Consider the following 19,193-nt stretch of genomic DNA (forward strand, 5'->3'; position numbering starts at 1 on the left):
GGAGCAGCGAACCCTTAGGGTTGCCGATTTCATTTATTAGCGGCCGCGATTGACGGGGCAGGCCACCTTTTCTACCGCCCTACGCTGAGCATCGCTGGTTTCCGGRTACTCCGTGCTCAGCCAATCGAGGATGTCATCTGCCTTCGGCCATGAATCCTTTTCGCTTGGGTCCCAATTGTCGCCCCAGTACCTGCGCTGTACTGTGATGGCCATTCCCATGAGGAGGTCTGGGCGAGGAGGAACCCTAGGCAACAAGCGTTCGATTTCGCTTCTGGCGTCGACCAGTTGAGCTTGCAATTCGCCAACGCTAGCGCTCAGCGCCTTAGTGTTATCCACGCCCCTCTTGAGAATCTCATATCCAGCCTGGGTGGCTTCTCGAGCTGTCAATGCCTCATCGCGCTCCGTCTCTATCTGGCGAAGTCTAACGAGAAGCTCGGCATCGGTTGCGGGTGCAGCGGTAGGGACAGGAATCGGCCATTGGTGGCCAAGCGCGGAGCACCACGCCCTTATATCGGCGTGAGAGAGCATTTGCTCTGTCCCGCGGTTACTGCCCCAGGAACTGGCCTCGATGCTGCCGGCTTCAATTGCATCATCAAGAGTGTCCTGCCAGCCGTTGACCCAGGCTCGAGAGTCATCGTCCCAAAATCCAGATGTGTCAGTTGGATCGAACCCAGCGAGGATCTGCGCTGCATCCCTGAAGGAAATGCGGAAACGTCCAACATAAACCTTTATCCAGGCGGGTACAGGGGCGCGCCTGGATAAATATGGTGCGGGGGTTAGCAGGGAACTCGGATTCGGAAGCTCAGCGACGGCCAGATTGAATTCAAGCTTTTCCCGGAACCAGCCGAAGCTATCCGGATCGGCGTCCGGCTGGTCCAGTTCGAACCATGCGCTTTTGATGCCACCGGACTTGATTGTCTCAGTCAACAGTGCCAACAATGGGGCGCTATCGGAAATACCCCACACTGCTTGCTCAACGCCTGAGATGCAGGCGAGGTCACTCAAATGGATACCGTGGGCTATCAGGCCGGATGCGATCTCGACAAGTGAATCGCCGGTGAAAGCCGCTAGCTTATCTGCGGTTTCACGATAGCTGATGAAAGTTGCTCGCTTTGCCGCGGAGATGGCGGAGAACGAGCGAGGACTGTCTGCGCCCATAGCACTTCCCATGTGCAACCCTATGAATGAGGAGCCGCGCCATCCAGGTAGGGTGCCCGGTTTTCAATCCGTCGATCTAGGCGCGGCTTTGATTGTTGTTGGTGTAGTTCAGAACAGACCTACGCAGCCCCCTTTTCCTTTGCTACGAGGTACTCGGCGAAGCGCAGAAGTTCCAGCCTTCCGGACTGGCTCAAGGCTTCGAAGGCTGAGGCCAGTCGCCCTTGTTCCGCGTTCCCTTCCGGGCGCTCCGTGACCAACGCGCTATCCAATCCGGCTCCGATCTCGTCTGCGGAAAGCGATGTGAGATCGTCGCTGAGCAGGGATTCGAGACTGACCTGGAAGAGCTTCGCAAGTGCCGGGGCTAGGTTCGATCTCTTGCTATCTCGTTTTTCCAATGCATAGATCGGCTGATCGTCCTCTAGGCCGATTGCGCGCGCGACGGCGCCTCTGCTCATCGAGTGAAGGGTGCGGAGATGTTCGACGTTCTTTCCGAGTGCCATGGCGTCCACTGTATAAACATTTGTGTTCTAGCACTATAAACAAGAGTTTGATTTAGTGAAAACTATTGTTTATGATTTGCGTATGGAACCGAACCAAGACACCTCGCTGCAGACGCTCCTGCTCGCCATCAGCCTGTGCAAGACAAAGGCTGAGTTCGCTCGAAGGATCGAGCGGACACCTCAAGAAGTTTGGAACTGGGTGAACCGTGATAGGCGAGCGCCCGTAGACGCCTGCCCGTTCATCGTCGCAGCTTGCCGTCACTCGGAAGTGAAGCTTGAACTGCTGCGGCCCGATTACAAGGGTTGGGCTTTGCTGGCGAGCGTGTCGTTATGACTACCGCCATGTGCCTCGCCACGGCCTTCGGCGCCAGCCCCGAACTGCTGACCTGGATGGCCGTGCTCGCAGTTGGCTGGTTTGTGCTCACGCTGCTGGTTTTTCTGGCCGGACTCATTTGGATGCACCGTCGCCCCCGCCAGTCGCTCGGCACCAACATTGAGCCGCTGAGCCGGGGTCTGCGCGCGCAAGACCTCCGCGCCGATCCCCGTTACGAGCCCAAGCAGTTTAGGGGCAAGCGATGAAATCCTCCCTGAAGCACCTGACCATGCGCGCTTACTGCCATGGCCTGATCTCTCCGGCCACCGTCCTGCGCCTTTTCTCCCGCTTTGACCTGTGGAACGTATGACCCATCCGCACATCTTCATTGATCCCGATCTGCGCAGCCTCATTCCCCCGTTGACGGCAGACGAGTATGAGCAGCTCGAGCAGAATATCCTGCGGGACGGCTGCCGTGATCCCCTCGCGCTTTGGGATGACGTCCTGCTGGATGGCCACAACCGCTTCGAGATTTGCCAGAAGCATGGCATCGCATTCGGGACTGAGCAGGTGAAGGGGCTGGAAACCCTCGCCGATGCGACGCTCTGGATCGTCCGCCATCAGCTCGGACGGCGAAACATCAGCGATTTCGTGCGCGCGGAGCTGGCCCTGATGGCGAAGCCTGCGATTGAGCAGCAAGTTCGCGAGAGCCAGGCTACGTCCACCGGTGGTGTCGATCCCCAGCTTCGCCCAAATTTGGACGAAGCTGCTCCGACCCGCACGGACGTCGAGGTGTCGAAGCTCGCGAACCTGAGCAAGAACACCATCCGCAAGGTCGAGAAGATCAAAAAGGAGGCAGCGCCAGCGGTTGTCGAGGTGGTTCGGCGCGGCGGCGTATCGATCGACGCCGCGGCACAGGTCGCAGGTCTTCCGCAGGAACAGCAGGAAGAGATTGCCGCAGCAGGTCCGGCCGCAATCAAGATCGTCGCGGCTGAGCAGCGGACTGCCAGGCGTGCGGCGAAGGCTGCGGGCTTGCTAACGCCTGACCTGGGCGAAATCACAAGTCGCCTAGTCCAGCTCGAAGAAGTGCTAACCGAAACGATGTCGGAGAACGCCACGCTTCGCGCTGAAAACGAATCCCTGCAGCGCATCGTGGCCGCCGACGACAGGGTCGCGGCATCACTGGCCGAGCTGCGGGCCGCGCGCGCGGATGCGGCTGCCAGCCTCGAGCAGAAGGAGGCAGAGATCACCGCGCTGCGCGAGCGCAACAACGGGCTGATGAATGAGAAGAACGAGGCGGTGCGCATCGCCAAGGCCCTCCAACGCAAGCAAGGGAGGGCAGCGGCGTGAACCACGTTCTGTTCGAAGACACCCCGACCTATTCCAACGCCAAGTTTCCGGATCCTCGCGATTTTCAGACCCTGGCCCATGAGCGGCTGCGCGAAGGCCGTCGCGCTGGTCACAAGAATCAGCTGATCATGGCGCCCACCGGCGCCGGCAAAACCTACCTCGGCCTGCGCATTGCGCACGAGGCGCTGATCAAGGGCAAACGCGCGATCTTTGTATGTGATCGGACTACGCTGATCAACCAGACGAGTGAGGCGGCGGACCGCTACGGCCTCAGCGCGCATGGCGTGATCCAGGCCGCGCACTGGCGCTACGCACCAGACATGCCCTTTCAGATTGCCAGTGCTCAGACCCTGGCGCGGCGTGAGTGGCCGGACGCCGACGTGATTATCGTCGACGAAGCGCATACCCAGCTGAAGGCATGGACGGAGCACATCCCAAACTGCCGCGCGTCGGTCATCGGCCTCTCGGCTACGCCGTTCTCCAAGGGGCTGGCGAAGCTGTTTTCCAACCTGGTCAACGCCACCACGATGCATCAACTGACCGAGTCGGGCGTGCTGGTGCCCATGCGCGTGTTCAGCTGCAAAAAGGCGAACATGGCTGGCGCGGCCACGGTGGGCGGTGAGTGGACCGATGCCGCGGCTGAACAGCGCGGTATGGAGATTGTGGGCGATGTCGTCACTGAGTGGGTGAAGTTCGGGCAAGGCCGCAAGACGATCGTCTTCGGCGCGACGATCAATCACTGCGAGGAGCTGTGCCGCCAGTTCATCGACGCCGGCGTGATGGCCGCGGTCTTCACGTCGGACACGACGCCGGCCGAACGCCAGATGCTGCTGGCCGAGTACCAGAAGCCGGATTCGTCTCTGCGCGTGCTGATCAGCGTTGAGGCGCTCGCCAAGGGGTTTGACGTGCCGGACGTGGGTTGCGTCGTCGATTGCCGCCCTCTGCGCAAGTCGCTGAGTACCGCGATCCAGATGTGGGGGCGTGGCCTGCGCTCGTCGCCGGAGACCGGCAAGGAAGACTGCCTGCTGCTGGACCACAGCGGCAACATCCAACGCTTTCTGGACGACTACACCGATATTTTCTACAACGGTCTGGACGCGCTGGATGCTGGCGAGAAGCTGGATAAGGCAGTCAGGGACGAGCGCGAAGAGAAGGAAATCGTGGCCTGCCCGTCGTGCGGATACAAGCCTTTCGGACGTCGATGCATGGCGTGTGGGTTTGAGCCGAAGTCTGCTTCGCTGATCGAGGCGCTGCCCGGCGCGATGGAAGAGGTCGTGCTGGGCAAGAAGAAGCTCGCGGACAACAAGCAGCACCTGTACGCGCAGCTGGTCACGTACGCGCGCTCGCATAGCCTGCCGGAAAAGCAAAAGGGGCGGGCGGCGAACCTCTTCAAGGACATCACCGGCGAGTGGCCGCCGAGCACCTTCAATTTCGATCGGACCGTCAACGTGCCCATCGAGCGGAACACGGCCAACAAGATCGCGTCACTGAAGCTGGCGTTCATCAAGGGCCGGGCCAAAGGGCACGCCCATGCTTAGGTTCAGCGACTTCGCAGATGCACATGGCGTGCTGGTTGGCGACCTGCACGCCAGCGACCGGATCCGGCGTTGCGCGACGGCCCTGCATCCGCGCAAGAAGAACGGCGCCTATTTCTGGGACGGCYACCGCGGCTGGGTGCAGGCATGGGACGGCGATGGCGTCGTGCGCTGGTTCAACGATCCCGATGCCAAGCCCTGGACCGATGCCGAGAAACGCGCCTGGGCGGAGAAGCGTGAAGCCGAACGCGCCCGTCTGGTGCGCCGCCAGCAGGAAGCCGCCCGGCGTGCCGCTGAGATGGTCGCCAGCGCGACGCCGGGCCGGCATGGCTACCTGGATCTGAAGGGACTGCACGCGTGCACGGGGCTGGTACTGCCGGATGAATCGCTGATCGTGCCGATGCGCAACCTTGCGACGAACGCGCTACAGGGCGCACAGATCATCCGATGGCTGGCCGAGGAGCGGGTCTGGGAAAAGAAGATGCTGCCGGGCACCGTGGCTAAGGGCGCAGTGCTGCGGCTGGGCCCGCCGCGCGCGCTAGAGACGATTCTCTGCGAGGGGTACGCCACCGGCCTGTCGATCGACGCCGCGGCACGGCAGATGCGCCTCAATGCCACCGTGCTGGTGTGCTTTTCCGATTCGAACATGGTTCACGTCGCGCCTTCGGTGAAGGGACGCAAGGTCACGTTCGCTGACAACGACGCGTCTGGCGCCGGCGAGCTGGCCGCAAAGGCGATCGCGGTGCCGTACTGCATGAGCGACCGAGTCGGCGAGGACGCCAATGACCTGCACGCGCGCGCTGGCCTGATGTCCGTCTGCAAGCTTCTGATGGCCGTGCGCCGGGAGGCCGCGCCGGCATAGCGAGACAGGCAGTACAGCACCTCGCTGGTCGGAGTTGGCTTAACGGCAGCGGCGAGGGAAGACCCCCTACTGTGGGAACAGACAAGGAAGCAGGGGTAAGGGTGGCGAAGCTAGCGCCCGATTGTCGAACGGCTGGCGGGTCATGTTACGCCGATGGAGCAGCGACATGTGAAGGCCTACCCGGGAAGGGCTAGGTCTGTCCACCTCAAGAGCAGGCAGTAGGTAGTGGTGTTGTCCTGCTGAGTATCTAGAGGGTACGCGAGGCTCCGGCGGCCGGGAGGAAGGGAATGAATGCGACGACGGCGCGGCCAGCGCCATCAGATGGGCAATTCAAGGTGCCACGGCAGTTCGCGGCCGACTTCGCATATCTGGCGGATCGGTACCGCTGGGATGCGGACGAGATCGCAGAGCTCAAAGACCACGTGCGGCGCCACGGCGCGCCAATGCTGCGCTACTGGACCGTGCTGGCTGCGGCGCACCGGGCTGGATACGAGGTAATGATTCCTGGCGGGTTTGAAACCCTTGAGCATTTCTGCCTGCGCACAGGGCGGCCTGGCCCGGCGCTGCCGACCGTGACGGTCGAGGTGGCCCATGGCTGAGCCGCAACAGTTCAGGCTTGTTCACGACGCAGCGCGTGCGGGCGCTCGGCGCGCGATTGATTCGGCGCCAGCCGGCTTCGTCGTCACGGTCAGCCCGCCGAAGCGATCGGCCGAGCAGAACGCCAAGTTCCACGCCATGTGCTCGGACGTTGCCCGCCAGGCGCGATTCATGGGGCGCAAGCTGACCCCGTTGCAGTGGAAGACGCTGTTTGTTTCCGGTCACACGATCGCCACCGAGGGGCATGCGGACATGGTGCCGGGCCTGGAAGGCGAGTTCGTCAACATCCGGGAGAGCACGAGCGAAATGACGGTGCCGCGCAAAGCCAGCCTGATCGAATACACGGTGGCGTGGTGCGCCAGCAATGGCATCCAGCTGTGCGAGGTGGCCGCGCGGGGCTACGAGGAACTGGCGCCGGCGGCGAGGGGGCGGAAGTGACGTTCGGCCGCAAAACACCGATGAAGCGCGGCGCACCGCTGCAGCGCCGCTCGCCATTGCGCTCGAGCGCCTGGCTGAAGCAGACCGCCGGGCTGGTGCCGAGCACATTCAAACGCAAGACGCCCGCCCGTCGGCCGCTGGCCCAGCGACGGCTCGCGCTGGCCTGCAAGGGCGAACCCTGCTACCTGCTGTTGCCCGGCGCGCCGCACCACGATCCGGCGACGGTGGTGCCGGCTCACTCGAACCAGCAGGCACATGGCAAGGGCATGGGCATCAAGGCTGACGAAAATTTCACGGTTCCCGCCTGTGCCTGGTGCCACGCCGAAGTCGATAGCGGTTCGTCGCTGACGAAGGGCCAGCGGCGGGCGTACTGGGATGACGCGTATCGCCGCTGGCTGCCGGTACGCACGACGAAGCTGGCCGGCGGCGAGCCGCAAAACACAGAAGAAGGAGAAGGGCAGTGACGGAACACCACTTCGAGGCCGAGCAGGCCATGTTCATGGATGCCGGCCAGGCCATCCAGTTTGCCTTCCTGATGGAAGAATACGAGAGCTCGCCCGAGTGCATGACCTGGCAGGCGATCCGCAAGGTGCTGCAGATGCTCGGCCTGCGGAAGCGCCTGGAGGAGATGACGGGCCGCACTGGCACCGTCAACTTCAAGGGGCTGCAGCCGCTGGAGATCCGCGGGCAGTGCCAGATGATCCGTTCAAGCATCATTCACCGGCTTCATCCTGCCGAAGCCGCTGTGCTGATCGCGCGGCACACGCATAACCCGCTGGCGAAGGCCAAGGCCATCACCTACCTCAGCGAGTACGTGTTCCCCGCTGCGGCGGGCACGAACGGCGGTCAGCGGCTCGCGTTCGACTACTTCGTGCTGCGCTGCTTCCCCACGCGCAACATGGAAGCCGGCGAGCGCGCCGACATCGCCGAGCGCCTGGGTCTGAAGCCGAAGTCGTCCGCCGCCTACGTGCGCACGGCGCGCCGGCGCATCAGGGAGTTGGGCGTCCGCGCCGATCAGCGTATGCAGGCTGTCTTCGCGGAGGAGGGGCTGATTGATGCGAAAGCCTAAGATTGCTGCAGGTGGGCTGCTGTGGCGCGTGGATCCGACCCAGCAGGAGGCGGGCCCGGCCGACACTGCCAACGAGCCGGATGCTGCGTTTCTGGTGAACCGGATGGTGGAGAAGGGTGTCGCCAAGCGGGCGCCGCTGAAGCGTAGGCGCGTTGCACAGTACGCCAGCAAGCGGGCCGAGCGCGATCGCCTGGAAGCCGAGGAGGCGGCGCGCAACGTCATGCGGCATCGCGTTGCCGCTAACGAGAAGCGCTACCCCGAGATCATGGGGCAGGTACGCACAGCTGAGTTCTTGACCTGGTACGAGCGCACGGCCGGCGAGCAGTGGGATCCGAACTTCGAGGCAGACGTGGAGGAGATCCGTTTCCGCGTGCTGTTGGCTCAGCAACGGGAATCATCGCAACGGGTTTGACACAGCGAAGAAATTAGTGCAATATTGATTCCGTCCGAAAGTCCGTTAAGCGACTTCCGAAGAGGGCCCGCTCGGTGCAAGCCGCGCGGGCTTTTGTTTTTGTATGAGCGAACGATGGCAGGCTGATAGAATCAGTGTCTCTCTACATATCAGCGCAAACCGCGCATTTTGCGATGGCCGGCTTTTACCCACCCGAGTTCTCACCTAATAGAGTACGAAACGCGGGAAAAAGCATCGCCGCAAATACTGCCACGGTCGACGACTGGTACGTCATGCTGAACTGGCGGAACAGTCACGCCTATGTTCTAAACACGTTTCAGAACAATCTGCGCCGRCACATCGGTACGCGTCCTGTTACGCTCGCTCAGCGTTTGAAGCGAAAGAACACGATCATCGACAAGCTTCGCACGGGCCGCGCGCGAGATCTGTCCACCATGCATGACTTAGCGGGGTGTCGTCTGATCTTTGATTCAGTCGACGCACTCAACGATTTCCGGCGAGTGGTGCATGGCTCGCGTTCTCAGCACAAGTACGTCAGCGAAGGACGGTACGATTATTTGGATGCACCGAAAGCGACCGGCTATCGAGGTCGTCATGATGTCTTCTCATACCAAGTGGAGTCGGAAAAGGGGAGGATCTACAACGGGTTGCGCGTTGAGGTTCAGTATCGAACTAAGGTGCAACACGCTTGGGCAACTGCAGTAGAGATCAGTGACTTCATTGAAAACGCTAGAGTTAAGTTCGACCAAGGCGTCGACGTGGAGCGGGAGCGGTTCTTTGTCCTGGCCAGCGAGATTCTGGCTCGCCAGTATGAAAATATGCGCGGTCCTTGCCCAGATCTAACCGACAACGAACTGCGCGAAGAGCTCCTTGCGATTGAGGACAATACACGCCTGCTGCACCGACTTGCCGTAGTGGATATGGAGAAGGTGGCGATCCCAGGTGGGAAGAATGTTGTGTTGCATTTCGCTCATGACCGTCTCGTCGCCGAGTCATTCCGGTCGACGATGCAGGCGCTGAATCGTCGCGATGAGATCGAGGCAGATCATCCCGACGATGACGTGGTCTACGTTCGCGCATCGACCACCTGGGAAGTCTCTACGGCCTTCAAGAACTATTTTAAGGACACGAAGGAATTTGTTGACTTGATGGTAGGTGCTGGCATCGTGGCGTGATTTTCCGGCGTGTTATTGAGGTAGGGGAGGCCCCGCCATGCGCGGGCCTTTTATTTTCAGCTTGCCTTACGCATAAAGTTAGAATGGATCTCCTACATTTGAGGGGAGGTCGTTTTGAACATCTATGAAACGGTATGCCAGGGATTGGCAACCTCGGTGAATGCCGCGGAGACAACTGCTGAGCAGTTGCGCAGACGTGCATTGGAGCTTCACGATGGAGTTATCCAGGCACTTGAGTGCGACCCCGAATGCGTCTGGTTAGCTAATGGCATGGATAGCGGCCGCTACGAGCCTGTTGAGCAGCCAGTCGGACTGGACGGATTTTCCGGTGAAGGAAGACTCAAGTTTGGACTGCTTGTTCGTATGCAGACTGGGTCTGGCTTGTTGGATGTCGTCGTTAGATGCACGGTCACGGCCGAGCGCGGCAATTACTCCGGCGAGGCGGGCGGAGCCGAATATATCGTACCGAGCCAAAAAGAGCACCTCGCCGCTCACATTGCGCGGGTCATCGGCCATAAGCTCCGTACCTGGCGCCCATCCCTGGGCGAGGTCGTTAGCGGCGAATTCAAGCAGGTTCTGCTGTAGCACGGCTTCTGGCTGCTCCGCCAGGGAAGCTGTATCGACCCCGCCTCGGCGGGGTTTTTTGTTGCGGCAGGCTTATCGGCGTATCCGAAGCGCGGCCTTCCACGTCTCCTCGGCCTTCCGGCCGATTCGCCCGCCATGCGTGGGCTCTTCTTTTTCAGGGATCTCCATGGCCAACGTGATGACAGTGCCGGGCCCGTTTGCGCTCGCCTTGATGAAGGCGTTGGGTTTGCCCGCCCGCACCAGGTCGTTCGAACTGCGCTGTGCCGTCAACGAAGTGGTGACGGTCAAGTGCGAGTACCACCCGGATGAAAGCACTGCCGCCGGGTTTGACCCGCAGCCGCTCTTGGCCGAGTACCGTCTTGTCTCCAAGGCCGATGGCGCTTGCGAGGCTGCGGGCCAGTCTGCTGGCGTAGCGGTCCCTAACGTCACGAAGATGGATCTCGCCCCTGGTGACACGGTGGTGCTGAAGGTGAAGGACCACCTCAGCATCGAGCAGAAGCAGCGGGTGCACCAATACGTTGCATCATGCCTGCCGGTTCCGGTGAGTGTGGTGGTCATTGACGGCGGCGCGGACATCACCGTCCTGTCGCCGCAATCGCTATGAACGCGGGAAAGAGGCGCATCCCAATGCTGGGTGCGCGGGTGCCCATGGCTAAGGCCAGGGCTACCACGATGGCGCCGACCCTCAGTGAAGCCCGGATGGCAGGCCGTGCGCTACAGGCGCGCCGGCTGCGCATCTGGACGAAGAGCCCGACCTGTGCGGTGTGCGGCCGGCTGACCAGCTATCCCTCGGGCTTCGAGCTGGACCACCGGGTGCCGTTGCATCAGGGTGGGCCGGACGCGGACGAGAACTGCCAGGTGCTGTGCAGTGGGGATGACGGCTGCCACCGCAAGAAGACAGCGCAGGACTTGGGGCACCGACCGAAGCGAGGAGCGTGACATGCCGAAGGCAAACAGCACCGCTGCCAACCTCGTGACATTCGAGGTAGCTGTGAGCATCTGGGGTGACCCAGACGTGAGCCTGGCCAACGACACCACGCGTGCCTGCTTCTTCGCCGTGTGGGCCATGGCAATCGCCGAGATGGACGAGGCGTTGGACCACGAGAGGGCAAGTCGGGCCAAGGACAGGCGCGCCGGGCTGGTGCGTCGCGTGCTCAGCCGGCTGCGTGGTGGGCAGAAGCGATAGGAGGGCCGTGGCTGCGTCCACCCGGTCGGGGTCATCAGTGCCCCGCGCGCAGCGAGATCGTGGCGTGGCGGCCCGCTGGCACCGGGGGGGGGGGGGGTGAATCTTCGGGGGTCGACCGGCCGGAAACCACATGTTCCCTCACGCGCAGAATTTTTCCCCATTTCGGAGGTTTGTTAATGGCTTTAACAGGCAAGAAGCGGTTGTTTGCCGACGCCGTTATTGCCGGCAAATCCAACAGGGACGCGGCAATCGCAGCGGGGTACAGCGCAAAGACGGCATCGGCGGCAGGGTCTCGCCTTGTTAAAGACCCCAAGGTGGTCGAGTACCTGAAGGATCGCCGGAAAGATGGGCGGAAAGGGCCGCTTGCCGCTGCATCGCCGGCACCGAAGCCGCCGCCTTCGTTTGACCTGGGCGCCGCCCTTGCGCATAGCGACCCCAAGACATTTCTCATGGCGGCAATGAATGACCTGGAGCTCGATCCGCGCCAGCGCATCGACGCCGCCAAGGCGCTGATGCCGTTCGTGCACCAGAAGTTGGGCGAGGGCGGCAAGAAGGATCAGCAGAACGAGGCGGCAAAGAAAGTGGCGAGCCGGTTTTCGCCGGCTGCGCCTCCGAGATTGGCGGCGGCTGGTGGTAGGAAGGTATGACCATGGCATGGACGACATCCTGCATCGACTGGGAAAGTCGGCTGGTGGAAGGACGGTCGATCATCCCGCCGCCGATCTTCCCAGACCAGGCAGAACAGGCCGTCGCCATCTTCAAGGAGTTGCGCGTTGTCGACCTGCCGGGCAAGCCGACGTTCGGCGAGTGCAGTGAGCAGTGGGTGTTCGACTTCGTGGCCGCCATCTTCGGGGCCTATGACGCAGAGACCGGCAAGCAGCTCATCCGCGAGTACTTCCTGCTGATCAGCAAGAAGAACACGAAGTCGACGATTGCTGCAGGCATCATGCTGACCGCGGTGATCCTGTGCTGGCGCGAGGAAGAGGAGCATCTGATCCTGGCGCCGACGAAGGAAGTGGCAGACAACAGCTTCAAGCCGGCGGCCGGGATGATTCGGGCGGACGAGGAGCTGGCGGCTCTGTTCCATATCCAGGACCACATTCGGACGATCACGCACCGGGTAACGCGCGCCTCGCTGAAGGTGGTGGCCGCCGACACCGACACCGTATCCGGTAAGAAGTCGGGCCGCATCCTCGTGGACGAGCACTGGCTATTCGGTAGCCGGGCCAACGCCGAAGGCATGTTCATGGAAGCCACCGGCGGCCAGGTGTCGCGGGATGAGGGATGGGTGATCTACCTCACCACGCAGAGCGATGAGCCGCCGGCCGGGGTTTTCAAGGAGAAGCTGAGTTATTACCGAGACGTTCGCGACGGGAAGATCGAGGACCGCAAGTCCCTCGGGGTGATCTACGAATTCCCGCCAGCCATGATCGAATCCAAGGCTTACCTGGATCCGGCGAACTTCTACATCACGAACCCGAACATCGGGCGCTCGGTAAGCGCTGAATGGCTAGAGGACCAGCTCCGGAAGAATCGGACCAAGACGGACGGCGCGTTCCAGCAATTCCTGGCGAAGCACCTGAACGTCGAGATCGGCCTAAATCTCCGGTCTGATCGCTGGGCCGGCGCCGACTTCTGGTTGGCGCGGGGAAATCGGTGTCTGACGCTGGAGGAGCTTCTGGGCCGGAGCGAGGTGGTCGACATCGGTATCGACGGCGGCGGGCTGGACGACTGGCTTGGCTCGGCCGCGGTGGGGCGCGAACGCGGCACTGGCCGCTGGTTGCACTGGGGCCGGGCGTGGGCCCATCCGTCGGTGCTGGAGCGCCGGAAGTCCGAAGCGCCGCGGTTCCTCGACTTCGCAAAAGACGGCGACCTGGTCATCGTCGAGAACATCGGCGACGACGTGGAGCAACTGACCGCAATCGTGGTGCAGGTCTATGCCTCCGGCCTGCTGGACAAGATCGGCGTGGATCCGAGCGGGGTCAATTTTGACGACGACCTGGTCACTGCTGGCATTCCCGAGGACATGATCCTCGGTGTTTCGCAGGGCTGGAAGCTGGGCGGCACCATCAAGACGGTGGAACGCAAGCTGGCAGAGGGCACCTTCGAGCACGGTGACCGGCCAATGATGGCTTGGTGCATCGGCAACGCCAGGGTGGAGCAACGCGCCAACAGCATCCTGATTACCAAGCAGGCCAGCGGAACGGCCAAGATCGACCCGCTCATGGCCTTGCTCAATGCGGTCCACCTGATGAGCCTGAACCCTGGGCCCAGGGGGCGCTCCTTCTGGGATGAACCCGAATGAACCGACTCACTGAATTTCTGAAAGCCGCAGCAGCTCGGGTTGCTACGCGCGCGCCCGCCCTGAAGGCCGCTGCCGCGCTGATCGCTTCGTGGCTTCCCGACTCGCTGATGGCGTTCGGTGCATGGTCGGTCGCGTACGGGGCCGGGATGATTTACGCGCCGGCCGGGCATATCGTTGGCGGCACGCTGGCGATTGCCGGTGGCGTGCTGCTGGCTCGAGGAGCGCGGTAATGGGGATCCTTTCCAGGGGTCTCGAGCGGCGAGCAACGGAACTGACCTACGACCAGGTCGCTGACTTCATTGATGGCGTGAGCGGCGGTAAGGTCGCTGGCGTGTCGGTGAACGAGAAGACAGCGCTGCAGGTGGCGACCGTCCTCGGATGCGTCAAGGCGATCGCGGACGGCTGCGCCACGCCGAATCTGCACGTCTACCGCGAGACCGAGGACGGCGGCCGGAAGAAGGCCACCAACATCCCGGAATACCGGCTGCTGGCGCGCAGGCCCAATGAGTGGCAGACCTCGTTCGAGTGGCGCCGGCAAATGACCATCCACGCCGCGCTTACTGGCGCGGCACTGTCGATCAAGGTGCGCGGGAACAATCGCCGCGTGCAGGAGCTGATCCCGATCCAACCGGGCCAGTGGGACGTCCGCCGGGTGTCGCGGTACGAGGTTATGTACCGCTGCTGGGACGAGTTCGGGATGATCGGCGAGTTCGGGCCTGATGACGTCTTCGTCCTCAACGGCCTGCAGTGGGACTGGGTCAAGAGCATGAACGCCGTGATGCTGGCGCGCTCGGCGATTGGCCTTGCCATCGCCACCGAGAAGAGCCAGGCGGCGATGCACGCAAACGGTCTGCGCCCCAGCGGCACGTACACGGTGGAAGGCACGTTGGACCCGGATCAGCACGCGCGGCTGACCGCTTGGATCAAGAAGCAGGGCGGTCCGGAGAACGTTGGCAATCCGATGATCCTCGATCGCGACGCCAAGTGGTACAGCACGGCCATCTCTGGCGTGGACGCGCAGCACGTCGAGACGCGCCGGCTGCAAGTGGAAGAGATCTGCCGCGGCTATGGCGTTTTTCCGATCATCGTTGGCCACGCGGACAAGACCGCGACCTTCGCCAGCTCCGAGGCGTTCTTCGCTGCGCACGTCAAACACACGCTGGCGCCCTGGCACCGAGCCTGGACGCAGCGCATGGACGAGATGCTGCTCGATGGCTCGGGCCCGCTGTATGCGGAGTTCGATACGCGCTACCTGATGGCTGGATCGATGAAGGACCGTGCCGTGTGGGCGCGGACCATGGCCGAGATGGGCATTTACACGCGCAACGAGATTCGCGACGAAGACGGCAAGGAGCCGCTGCCGGGCCTCGATAAGCCGCTCACGCCGATGAACATGAACAGCGGCACCCAGCAAGGAAAAACCAATGAAGACACGGGCAACGCTTGAACGCCGCAGCGCGGCCGGTGGGCGCCAGGTCCGTTCCTATGCCTTCGAGATCAAGGCTGTCAGCGACGACGGCACGATCGAGGGCTACGGTTCGGTCTTTGGCGTGCGCGACAACTATGACGATGTCGTCGCGGCTGGCGCATTTGCAGCGTCACTCAAGGCTCACAAGTCCGCCAGCACCATGCCGGCCATGTTGTGGCAGCACGACGCCAACGAGCCAATCGGCGTCTGGACCGAGATGGTCGAGGATGCGACGGGATTGCGCATCAAGGGCCAGCTGGCCCTCGACACCACCCGCGGCAAAGAGGCGCATGCCCTGCTGAAGCTGCGCGCCCTGAACGGGCTGTCCATCGGCTTCATCTCCAAGCAGTGGGCGTACGACCGGGAAACCGACGTCCGCACGCTGACAGAAATCGACCTGTGGGAAGTTTCCCTGGTCACCTTCCCCGCCAACGAGAAGGCGCGGGTAACTGATGTCAAGGCCGCCGCCGCCGATCTGGCGGCCCCCAAAGATGCTGAGCGAATCCTGCGTGATGCCGGATTCAGCAAGGCCGACGCAACGGCATTCGTGTCGCGCGTCATGCGGATGGGAGAAGAGCGGAGTGATTCCGTGGATTCGACCGCGCAGGCACTGAAGGCGGCCAAACGGCTGCTGTCCTCCCTGAACTCCTGACCATAGGTAAAAAAGATGAACCAAATGCACCGCGATTTCGGCGCCTTCCGCGCCAAGCTGCTCGCCATGACCGCCATCGGCCTGGTGGGCGCCCTCGAACTCCGCGAGGATCCGACTATCGCGTCGGTGGCGGAGACGATCAGCGCGATCGCCACTTCCTTCGAGGAATACAAGAAGACAAACGATCAGCGCATCGAGGCCATCAAGAAGGGGCAGTCGACTGAAGCCCTGGACGCCAAGCTCGCCAAGATGGACGAGCATATGAGCGGCCTGTCCGAGCAGAAGAGCCGCCTCGAGAAGATCGAACTGAAGCTCGCGCGCCCCGGTGCCATGAGTGGCGGAGGGCGCCAGGATCAAGATGAGACAGCCGAAGTGGCCGAGTACCGCCAGGCACTGGGGGACTGGATTCGCAAGTCGAACGACTTCGATCGCGAGGCAAAACTGAAAGACGCGGCCGGTTCGATCGTCGCCAAGTCGAATGCCGGCCCGCGCGAGCGCCGCGCGGCCCAGGTCATCACCTCGACGGGATCCGCCGGCGGCTTCGCGCTGCCCGAGATCATCGAGCGCCAGATCACGCGCCTGACGATCGACATTTCGCCGATCCGCCAGCTCGCCACTGTTCGCACGGTGGGCAGCCCGGACTACAAGGAGCTGATCGACATCGGCGGCGCCGCGTTCGAATGGCTGGGCGAAGGCGACGCCCGGAACCAGACCAACACGCCCGACCTCTACGAGGTTGCGCCGACCTTCGGTATGGCGTCGGCCAAGCCGCAGGCCTCCGAGGAATCCCTCGACGACCTGTTCTTCGATGTCGAGGGCTGGCTGGTCGACTCTGCCAGCGAAGCCATCGGCGGCGGGGAGGGCGCGGCCTTCATCAACGGCAACGGCGTGAAGAAGCCGACCGGCATCCTGGCTGGCCCGGCGCCGCTGGCGACCGCGGACGCTTCGCGCGCATTCGGCACGCTGCAATACGTGGCATCGGGTCAGGCGGCAGCCATGCCGACCAGCGCCGACCTGTTCTACGACCTGGTGTATTCGCTGCGCGCGCGGTACCGCGCCAACGCGAACTGGCTGACCAGCAAGCTGGTACTGGCCGCCATGCGCAAGTACAAGGACTCGACCGGCCAGTACCTGTGGCAGCCGTCTGTTGCCGCCGGGCAACCGTCGCTCTTCATGGGCTACGGTGTGACCGAGGCCGAAGACATGCCGGCCGTTGCCGCGAATGCCTTCCCTTGCGCCTTCGGCGACTTCAAGGAGGGTTACCTGATCGTCGATCGCGTGGGCATGCGCATCACCCGTGACGAGATCACCACGCCCGGCTTCGTGAAGTTCTACGTGCGCAAGCGCGTGGGCGGCAAGCTGCGCAACACCCAGGCGATCAAGCTACTGAAAATCGCGGCTTCCTGATCCGGCGTAACCCTACAGACGGCGGCTCTCTGGGCCGCCGTCTTGCATTGGAGATGACATGCTACTAATCGTACTGATTGCGTTTTCCTGGGCTCATCGCGGGTGCATTGTTGAGGCGTTCGAGGTGGGTCAGGTAATCAAAACCGAGGACGAGGACCTGATTCGCGTTTCGCTCGCCGAGGGCTGGACCGAAGACGGCAACGCCAAGGCGCGCGCCGAGGCAGAGGAGCGTGCGCGGCGAGAGGCGATCGCGCGCGCCGCAGCGGAAGAGCAGGCCCGGCAGGATGCGGAAGCCGCCGCTGCAGCTGAGGCGCAGGCCAAGGCGGATGCGGAAGCCCGCGCCGCTGCCGAGGCCGCGGCCAACGAGGCCGCGAAGACCGAAGAGCAGAAGGCCGCGAAGGCCGCCGAGAACAAGGCCAGAAAGGCCGCGCCGGAAAACAAGTAAGCCATGGGCCTGCGACGCACCACACAGCCAGCGGGAGAGCCGGTCTCGCTGGAAGAGGCCAAGCTGCACCTGCGCGTGGATCACGATGACGAAGACGTTCGGATCGAGTCCCTGATTCTGACAGCGCGCATGGCGGCGGAAAAGCGTCTACAGCGCACACTGCTGCTTTCGGGCTGGACGCTCACCTGTGACGACTTTGGCGCACTCTACGAACTGCCCATGGCCCCCTTGGTCGCCGTCACCAGCATCGGGTATGCGGATTGCGCGGGCGCGCCCCAAGTGCTGTCGCCCACGGCCTATTGCGTCGATCCGACGAGCGAGCCAGGCCGTGTGGTGCGCGTCGGCCCATGGCCGTGCACGGCCCGGCAGCCGGCGGCGGTGACCGTGATCTACACGGCGGGCTACGCCGCGGCCGCTGACGTGCCGGAGCCGATTCGGCAGTGGATCCTGTTGGCGGTGGGCGACCTGTATGCCRATCGCGAGGCATCTGCGGAGCGGCCACAGGTGCCGCAAGACTTCGCGGATCGCCTGTTGGACCCGTACAAGATCTGGGGGTAGTTATGGAAGCGGGAAAGCTCAATCGGCGCGTGCAGATCTTGCGTGCGCAGAAGCAGCGCGAGCCTGGCGGGCAGGAGGTAAAAACCTGGGTGCTGCTGGCAAAGGTCTGGGCATCGATACGGCACAAGGGTGGTCTCGAAACCATCCGTGCGGAAGCCGAGGCCTCGATCGTTCAGGCCAGCATACGCATCCGCCGGCGCGCGGACGTTGACGCCACCATGCGTGTGCAGCACGGCGCGGATGTCTACGAGATTCGCGCCGTGCTGCCGGACGAGGTTCGCCGCGATTACGTTGACCTGGTGTGCGAACTGGGGGCTAGCCGTGGCTAAGGTCCAGATCCGTGGCATCCGGGCAGCGCAGGAGCGGCTGAAGACGTTGCCCGACGACGTGGCCGAGCATGCATTGCGGTCATCGGCATATGCGGGCGCGGACCTGTTGAAGGATGAGGTGATCGCGCGGGCGCCTCGCAAGTCCGGGCGCCTGAAGCGCTCGATCTACACGAAGCACCTGGACGAGCACTCTGGCCGCGACAAGCAGGCCTATCGGGTGGGTGTTCGCCGCGGGCGAAAGCGAAAATCCGACAAGGACGATGGCCCGGACGATACGGCCTTCTATGCGGCCTGGGTTGAGTACGGGCATTGGCATGTCCCGCCGAAGGGCGATGCGACGTCGTGGAAGACGCACCGCGCGGCCCATGCAGGAAAGAAGTGGGTGCCGGCAAAGCCGTTCATACGACCGTCCTTCGAAGCTAAACGGGCGGAAGCGGTGCGCGCAATGAAGGAGCGGCTGAAGCTGCGCCTGAACGAAATTCTCTCGGGTAAGAAATGATCAATGCCGACATCGACAACGCGCTGTCGCCGCTGGTGGCATCCCGCGTCTTTCCCGATGCTGCCGACCATGGCACGCCGCTCCCTTACATCACTTATCAGCAGGCGGGCGGGCGCGACGCCACCACAGTGGACGGTCCCGCCGACCTGAAGAACGCCCGGGTCCAGATCAACGTCTGGGCGAAGACCCGCAACGAGGCTGACAGCCTGATGAACCAGGTTGTCGATGCGCTCGCGGCGGCCCCTCTGCTCGGCGTGCCGATCGGCGCACCGGTCAGCGACTACGAGTCCAGCCTGGACCTGCGCGGTTCCATGCTCGATTTTTCCATCTGGTACAAGCCATAACAGGAG

General features: G+C 62.9%; 28 protein-coding genes. 26 read left to right on the plus strand and 2 right to left on the minus strand.

Annotated features, from left to right (window positions below; translation table 11 throughout):
- Positions 1-36: 36 nt before the first annotated feature.
- Entirely contained in the window at positions 37-1,158 is a 1,122-nt protein-coding gene (locus AC1DT6_RS08310) for a hypothetical protein (protein ID WP_477114600.1), read from the minus strand.
- Positions 1,159-1,277: 119 nt separating this feature from the next.
- Entirely contained in the window at positions 1,278-1,658 is a 381-nt protein-coding gene (locus AC1DT6_RS08315; RefSeq protein WP_477114601.1) for a helix-turn-helix transcriptional regulator, read from the minus strand.
- Positions 1,659-1,713: 55 nt separating this feature from the next.
- On the opposite strand from AC1DT6_RS08315, the gene AC1DT6_RS08320 reads away from it, so the two are divergent.
- The 26 genes from AC1DT6_RS08320 to AC1DT6_RS08445 all read left to right on the plus strand — a co-directional run bounded on the left by AC1DT6_RS08320 (position 1,714) and on the right by AC1DT6_RS08445 (position 19,187).
- Complete coding sequence (locus AC1DT6_RS08320) at positions 1,714-1,992, plus strand: YdaS family helix-turn-helix protein (RefSeq protein WP_477114602.1); 279 nt, start codon at positions 1,714-1,716, stop codon at positions 1,990-1,992.
- The gene (locus AC1DT6_RS08325; RefSeq protein WP_477114603.1) at positions 1,989-2,237 is read left to right on the plus strand and encodes a hypothetical protein; all 249 of its coding nucleotides are present in this window, start codon (positions 1,989-1,991) and stop codon (positions 2,235-2,237) included. Before AC1DT6_RS08320 ends, AC1DT6_RS08325 begins: the two co-directional genes overlap by 4 nt.
- A gap of 100 nt (positions 2,238-2,337) precedes the next feature.
- Positions 2,338-3,321 carry a hypothetical protein gene (locus AC1DT6_RS08330; protein WP_477114604.1) on the plus strand — a complete coding sequence of 328 codons (984 nt, stop codon included), beginning with the start codon at positions 2,338-2,340 and terminating at the stop codon, positions 3,319-3,321.
- Positions 3,318-4,859: a DEAD/DEAH box helicase gene (locus AC1DT6_RS08335; protein ID WP_477114605.1), complete on the plus strand. Its 1,542-nt coding sequence runs from the start codon at positions 3,318-3,320 to the stop codon at positions 4,857-4,859. Before AC1DT6_RS08330 ends, AC1DT6_RS08335 begins: the two co-directional genes overlap by 4 nt.
- A 28-nt stretch (positions 4,860-4,887) precedes the next feature.
- Positions 4,888-5,718, plus strand: a complete 831-nt coding sequence (locus tag AC1DT6_RS08340; protein ID WP_477114606.1) for a toprim domain-containing protein — start codon at positions 4,888-4,890, stop codon at positions 5,716-5,718.
- A 287-nt stretch (positions 5,719-6,005) separates the two neighbouring features.
- A complete protein-coding gene (locus AC1DT6_RS08345) occupies positions 6,006-6,317 on the plus strand; it encodes a hypothetical protein (RefSeq protein WP_477114607.1) in 312 nt (103 codons plus the stop codon).
- A complete protein-coding gene (locus AC1DT6_RS08350) occupies positions 6,310-6,753 on the plus strand; it encodes a recombination protein NinB (protein WP_477114608.1) in 444 nt (147 codons plus the stop codon). The genes AC1DT6_RS08345 and AC1DT6_RS08350 overlap by 8 nt, the downstream gene beginning before the upstream one ends.
- Positions 6,750-7,217, plus strand: coding sequence for a nuclease domain-containing protein (locus AC1DT6_RS08355; protein WP_477114609.1), 468 nt, complete (start codon positions 6,750-6,752; stop codon positions 7,215-7,217). Before AC1DT6_RS08350 ends, AC1DT6_RS08355 begins: the two co-directional genes overlap by 4 nt.
- Positions 7,214-7,822 (plus strand): hypothetical protein, encoded by a 609-nt coding sequence (locus AC1DT6_RS08360; protein ID WP_477114610.1) that lies wholly within the window; start codon positions 7,214-7,216, stop codon positions 7,820-7,822. The genes AC1DT6_RS08355 and AC1DT6_RS08360 overlap by 4 nt, the downstream gene beginning before the upstream one ends.
- The gene (locus AC1DT6_RS08365; protein WP_477114611.1) at positions 7,809-8,234 is read left to right on the plus strand and encodes a hypothetical protein; all 426 of its coding nucleotides are present in this window, start codon (positions 7,809-7,811) and stop codon (positions 8,232-8,234) included. The genes AC1DT6_RS08360 and AC1DT6_RS08365 overlap by 14 nt, the downstream gene beginning before the upstream one ends.
- A gap of 134 nt (positions 8,235-8,368) precedes the next feature.
- Entirely contained in the window at positions 8,369-9,409 is a 1,041-nt protein-coding gene (locus tag AC1DT6_RS08370) for a hypothetical protein (protein WP_441629891.1), read from the plus strand.
- Positions 9,410-9,523: 114 nt separating this feature from the next.
- Entirely contained in the window at positions 9,524-9,994 is a 471-nt protein-coding gene (locus AC1DT6_RS08375) for a hypothetical protein (RefSeq protein WP_441629893.1), read from the plus strand.
- Positions 9,995-10,160: 166 nt separating this feature from the next.
- Entirely contained in the window at positions 10,161-10,598 is a 438-nt protein-coding gene (locus AC1DT6_RS08380) for a hypothetical protein (protein ID WP_477114612.1), read from the plus strand.
- Positions 10,599-10,666: 68 nt separating this feature from the next.
- Positions 10,667-10,933 (plus strand): HNH endonuclease signature motif containing protein, encoded by a 267-nt coding sequence (locus tag AC1DT6_RS08385; RefSeq protein ID WP_441629897.1) that lies wholly within the window; start codon positions 10,667-10,669, stop codon positions 10,931-10,933.
- A 1-nt stretch (position 10,934) separates the two neighbouring features.
- The gene (locus tag AC1DT6_RS08390) at positions 10,935-11,180 is read left to right on the plus strand and encodes a hypothetical protein (RefSeq protein WP_441629899.1); all 246 of its coding nucleotides are present in this window, start codon (positions 10,935-10,937) and stop codon (positions 11,178-11,180) included.
- A 176-nt stretch (positions 11,181-11,356) separates the two neighbouring features.
- Entirely contained in the window at positions 11,357-11,827 is a 471-nt protein-coding gene (locus AC1DT6_RS08395) for a terminase small subunit (RefSeq protein ID WP_441629901.1), read from the plus strand.
- Positions 11,828-11,829: 2 nt separating this feature from the next.
- Positions 11,830-13,485 carry a terminase large subunit gene (locus AC1DT6_RS08400; protein WP_477114613.1) on the plus strand — a complete coding sequence of 552 codons (1,656 nt, stop codon included), beginning with the start codon at positions 11,830-11,832 and terminating at the stop codon, positions 13,483-13,485.
- Positions 13,482-13,715 (plus strand): hypothetical protein, encoded by a 234-nt coding sequence (locus tag AC1DT6_RS08405; protein ID WP_477114614.1) that lies wholly within the window; start codon positions 13,482-13,484, stop codon positions 13,713-13,715. Before AC1DT6_RS08400 ends, AC1DT6_RS08405 begins: the two co-directional genes overlap by 4 nt.
- Positions 13,715-14,932: a phage portal protein gene (locus AC1DT6_RS08410; RefSeq protein ID WP_441629908.1), complete on the plus strand. Its 1,218-nt coding sequence runs from the start codon at positions 13,715-13,717 to the stop codon at positions 14,930-14,932. Before AC1DT6_RS08405 ends, AC1DT6_RS08410 begins: the two co-directional genes overlap by 1 nt.
- Positions 14,910-15,605 (plus strand): HK97 family phage prohead protease, encoded by a 696-nt coding sequence (locus AC1DT6_RS08415; RefSeq protein WP_477114615.1) that lies wholly within the window; start codon positions 14,910-14,912, stop codon positions 15,603-15,605. Before AC1DT6_RS08410 ends, AC1DT6_RS08415 begins: the two co-directional genes overlap by 23 nt.
- A 15-nt stretch (positions 15,606-15,620) precedes the next feature.
- A complete protein-coding gene (locus tag AC1DT6_RS08420) occupies positions 15,621-17,012 on the plus strand; it encodes a phage major capsid protein (protein ID WP_477114616.1) in 1,392 nt (463 codons plus the stop codon).
- Positions 17,013-17,136: 124 nt separating this feature from the next.
- A complete protein-coding gene (locus AC1DT6_RS08425; protein WP_477114617.1) occupies positions 17,137-17,457 on the plus strand; it encodes a hypothetical protein in 321 nt (106 codons plus the stop codon).
- A gap of 3 nt (positions 17,458-17,460) precedes the next feature.
- Complete coding sequence (locus tag AC1DT6_RS08430) at positions 17,461-18,015, plus strand: head-tail connector protein (RefSeq protein ID WP_477114618.1); 555 nt, start codon at positions 17,461-17,463, stop codon at positions 18,013-18,015.
- 2 nt (positions 18,016-18,017) lie between these two features.
- Entirely contained in the window at positions 18,018-18,344 is a 327-nt protein-coding gene (locus AC1DT6_RS08435) for a phage head closure protein (RefSeq protein ID WP_477114619.1), read from the plus strand.
- Positions 18,337-18,843 carry an HK97 gp10 family phage protein gene (locus AC1DT6_RS08440; protein WP_477114620.1) on the plus strand — a complete coding sequence of 169 codons (507 nt, stop codon included), beginning with the start codon at positions 18,337-18,339 and terminating at the stop codon, positions 18,841-18,843. The genes AC1DT6_RS08435 and AC1DT6_RS08440 overlap by 8 nt, the downstream gene beginning before the upstream one ends.
- Positions 18,840-19,187: a DUF3168 domain-containing protein gene (locus AC1DT6_RS08445; protein WP_477114621.1), complete on the plus strand. Its 348-nt coding sequence runs from the start codon at positions 18,840-18,842 to the stop codon at positions 19,185-19,187. The genes AC1DT6_RS08440 and AC1DT6_RS08445 overlap by 4 nt, the downstream gene beginning before the upstream one ends.
- Positions 19,188-19,193 lie beyond the last annotated feature (6 nt).

Source organism: Cupriavidus sp. 01L45 (genome assembly GCF_056399885.1).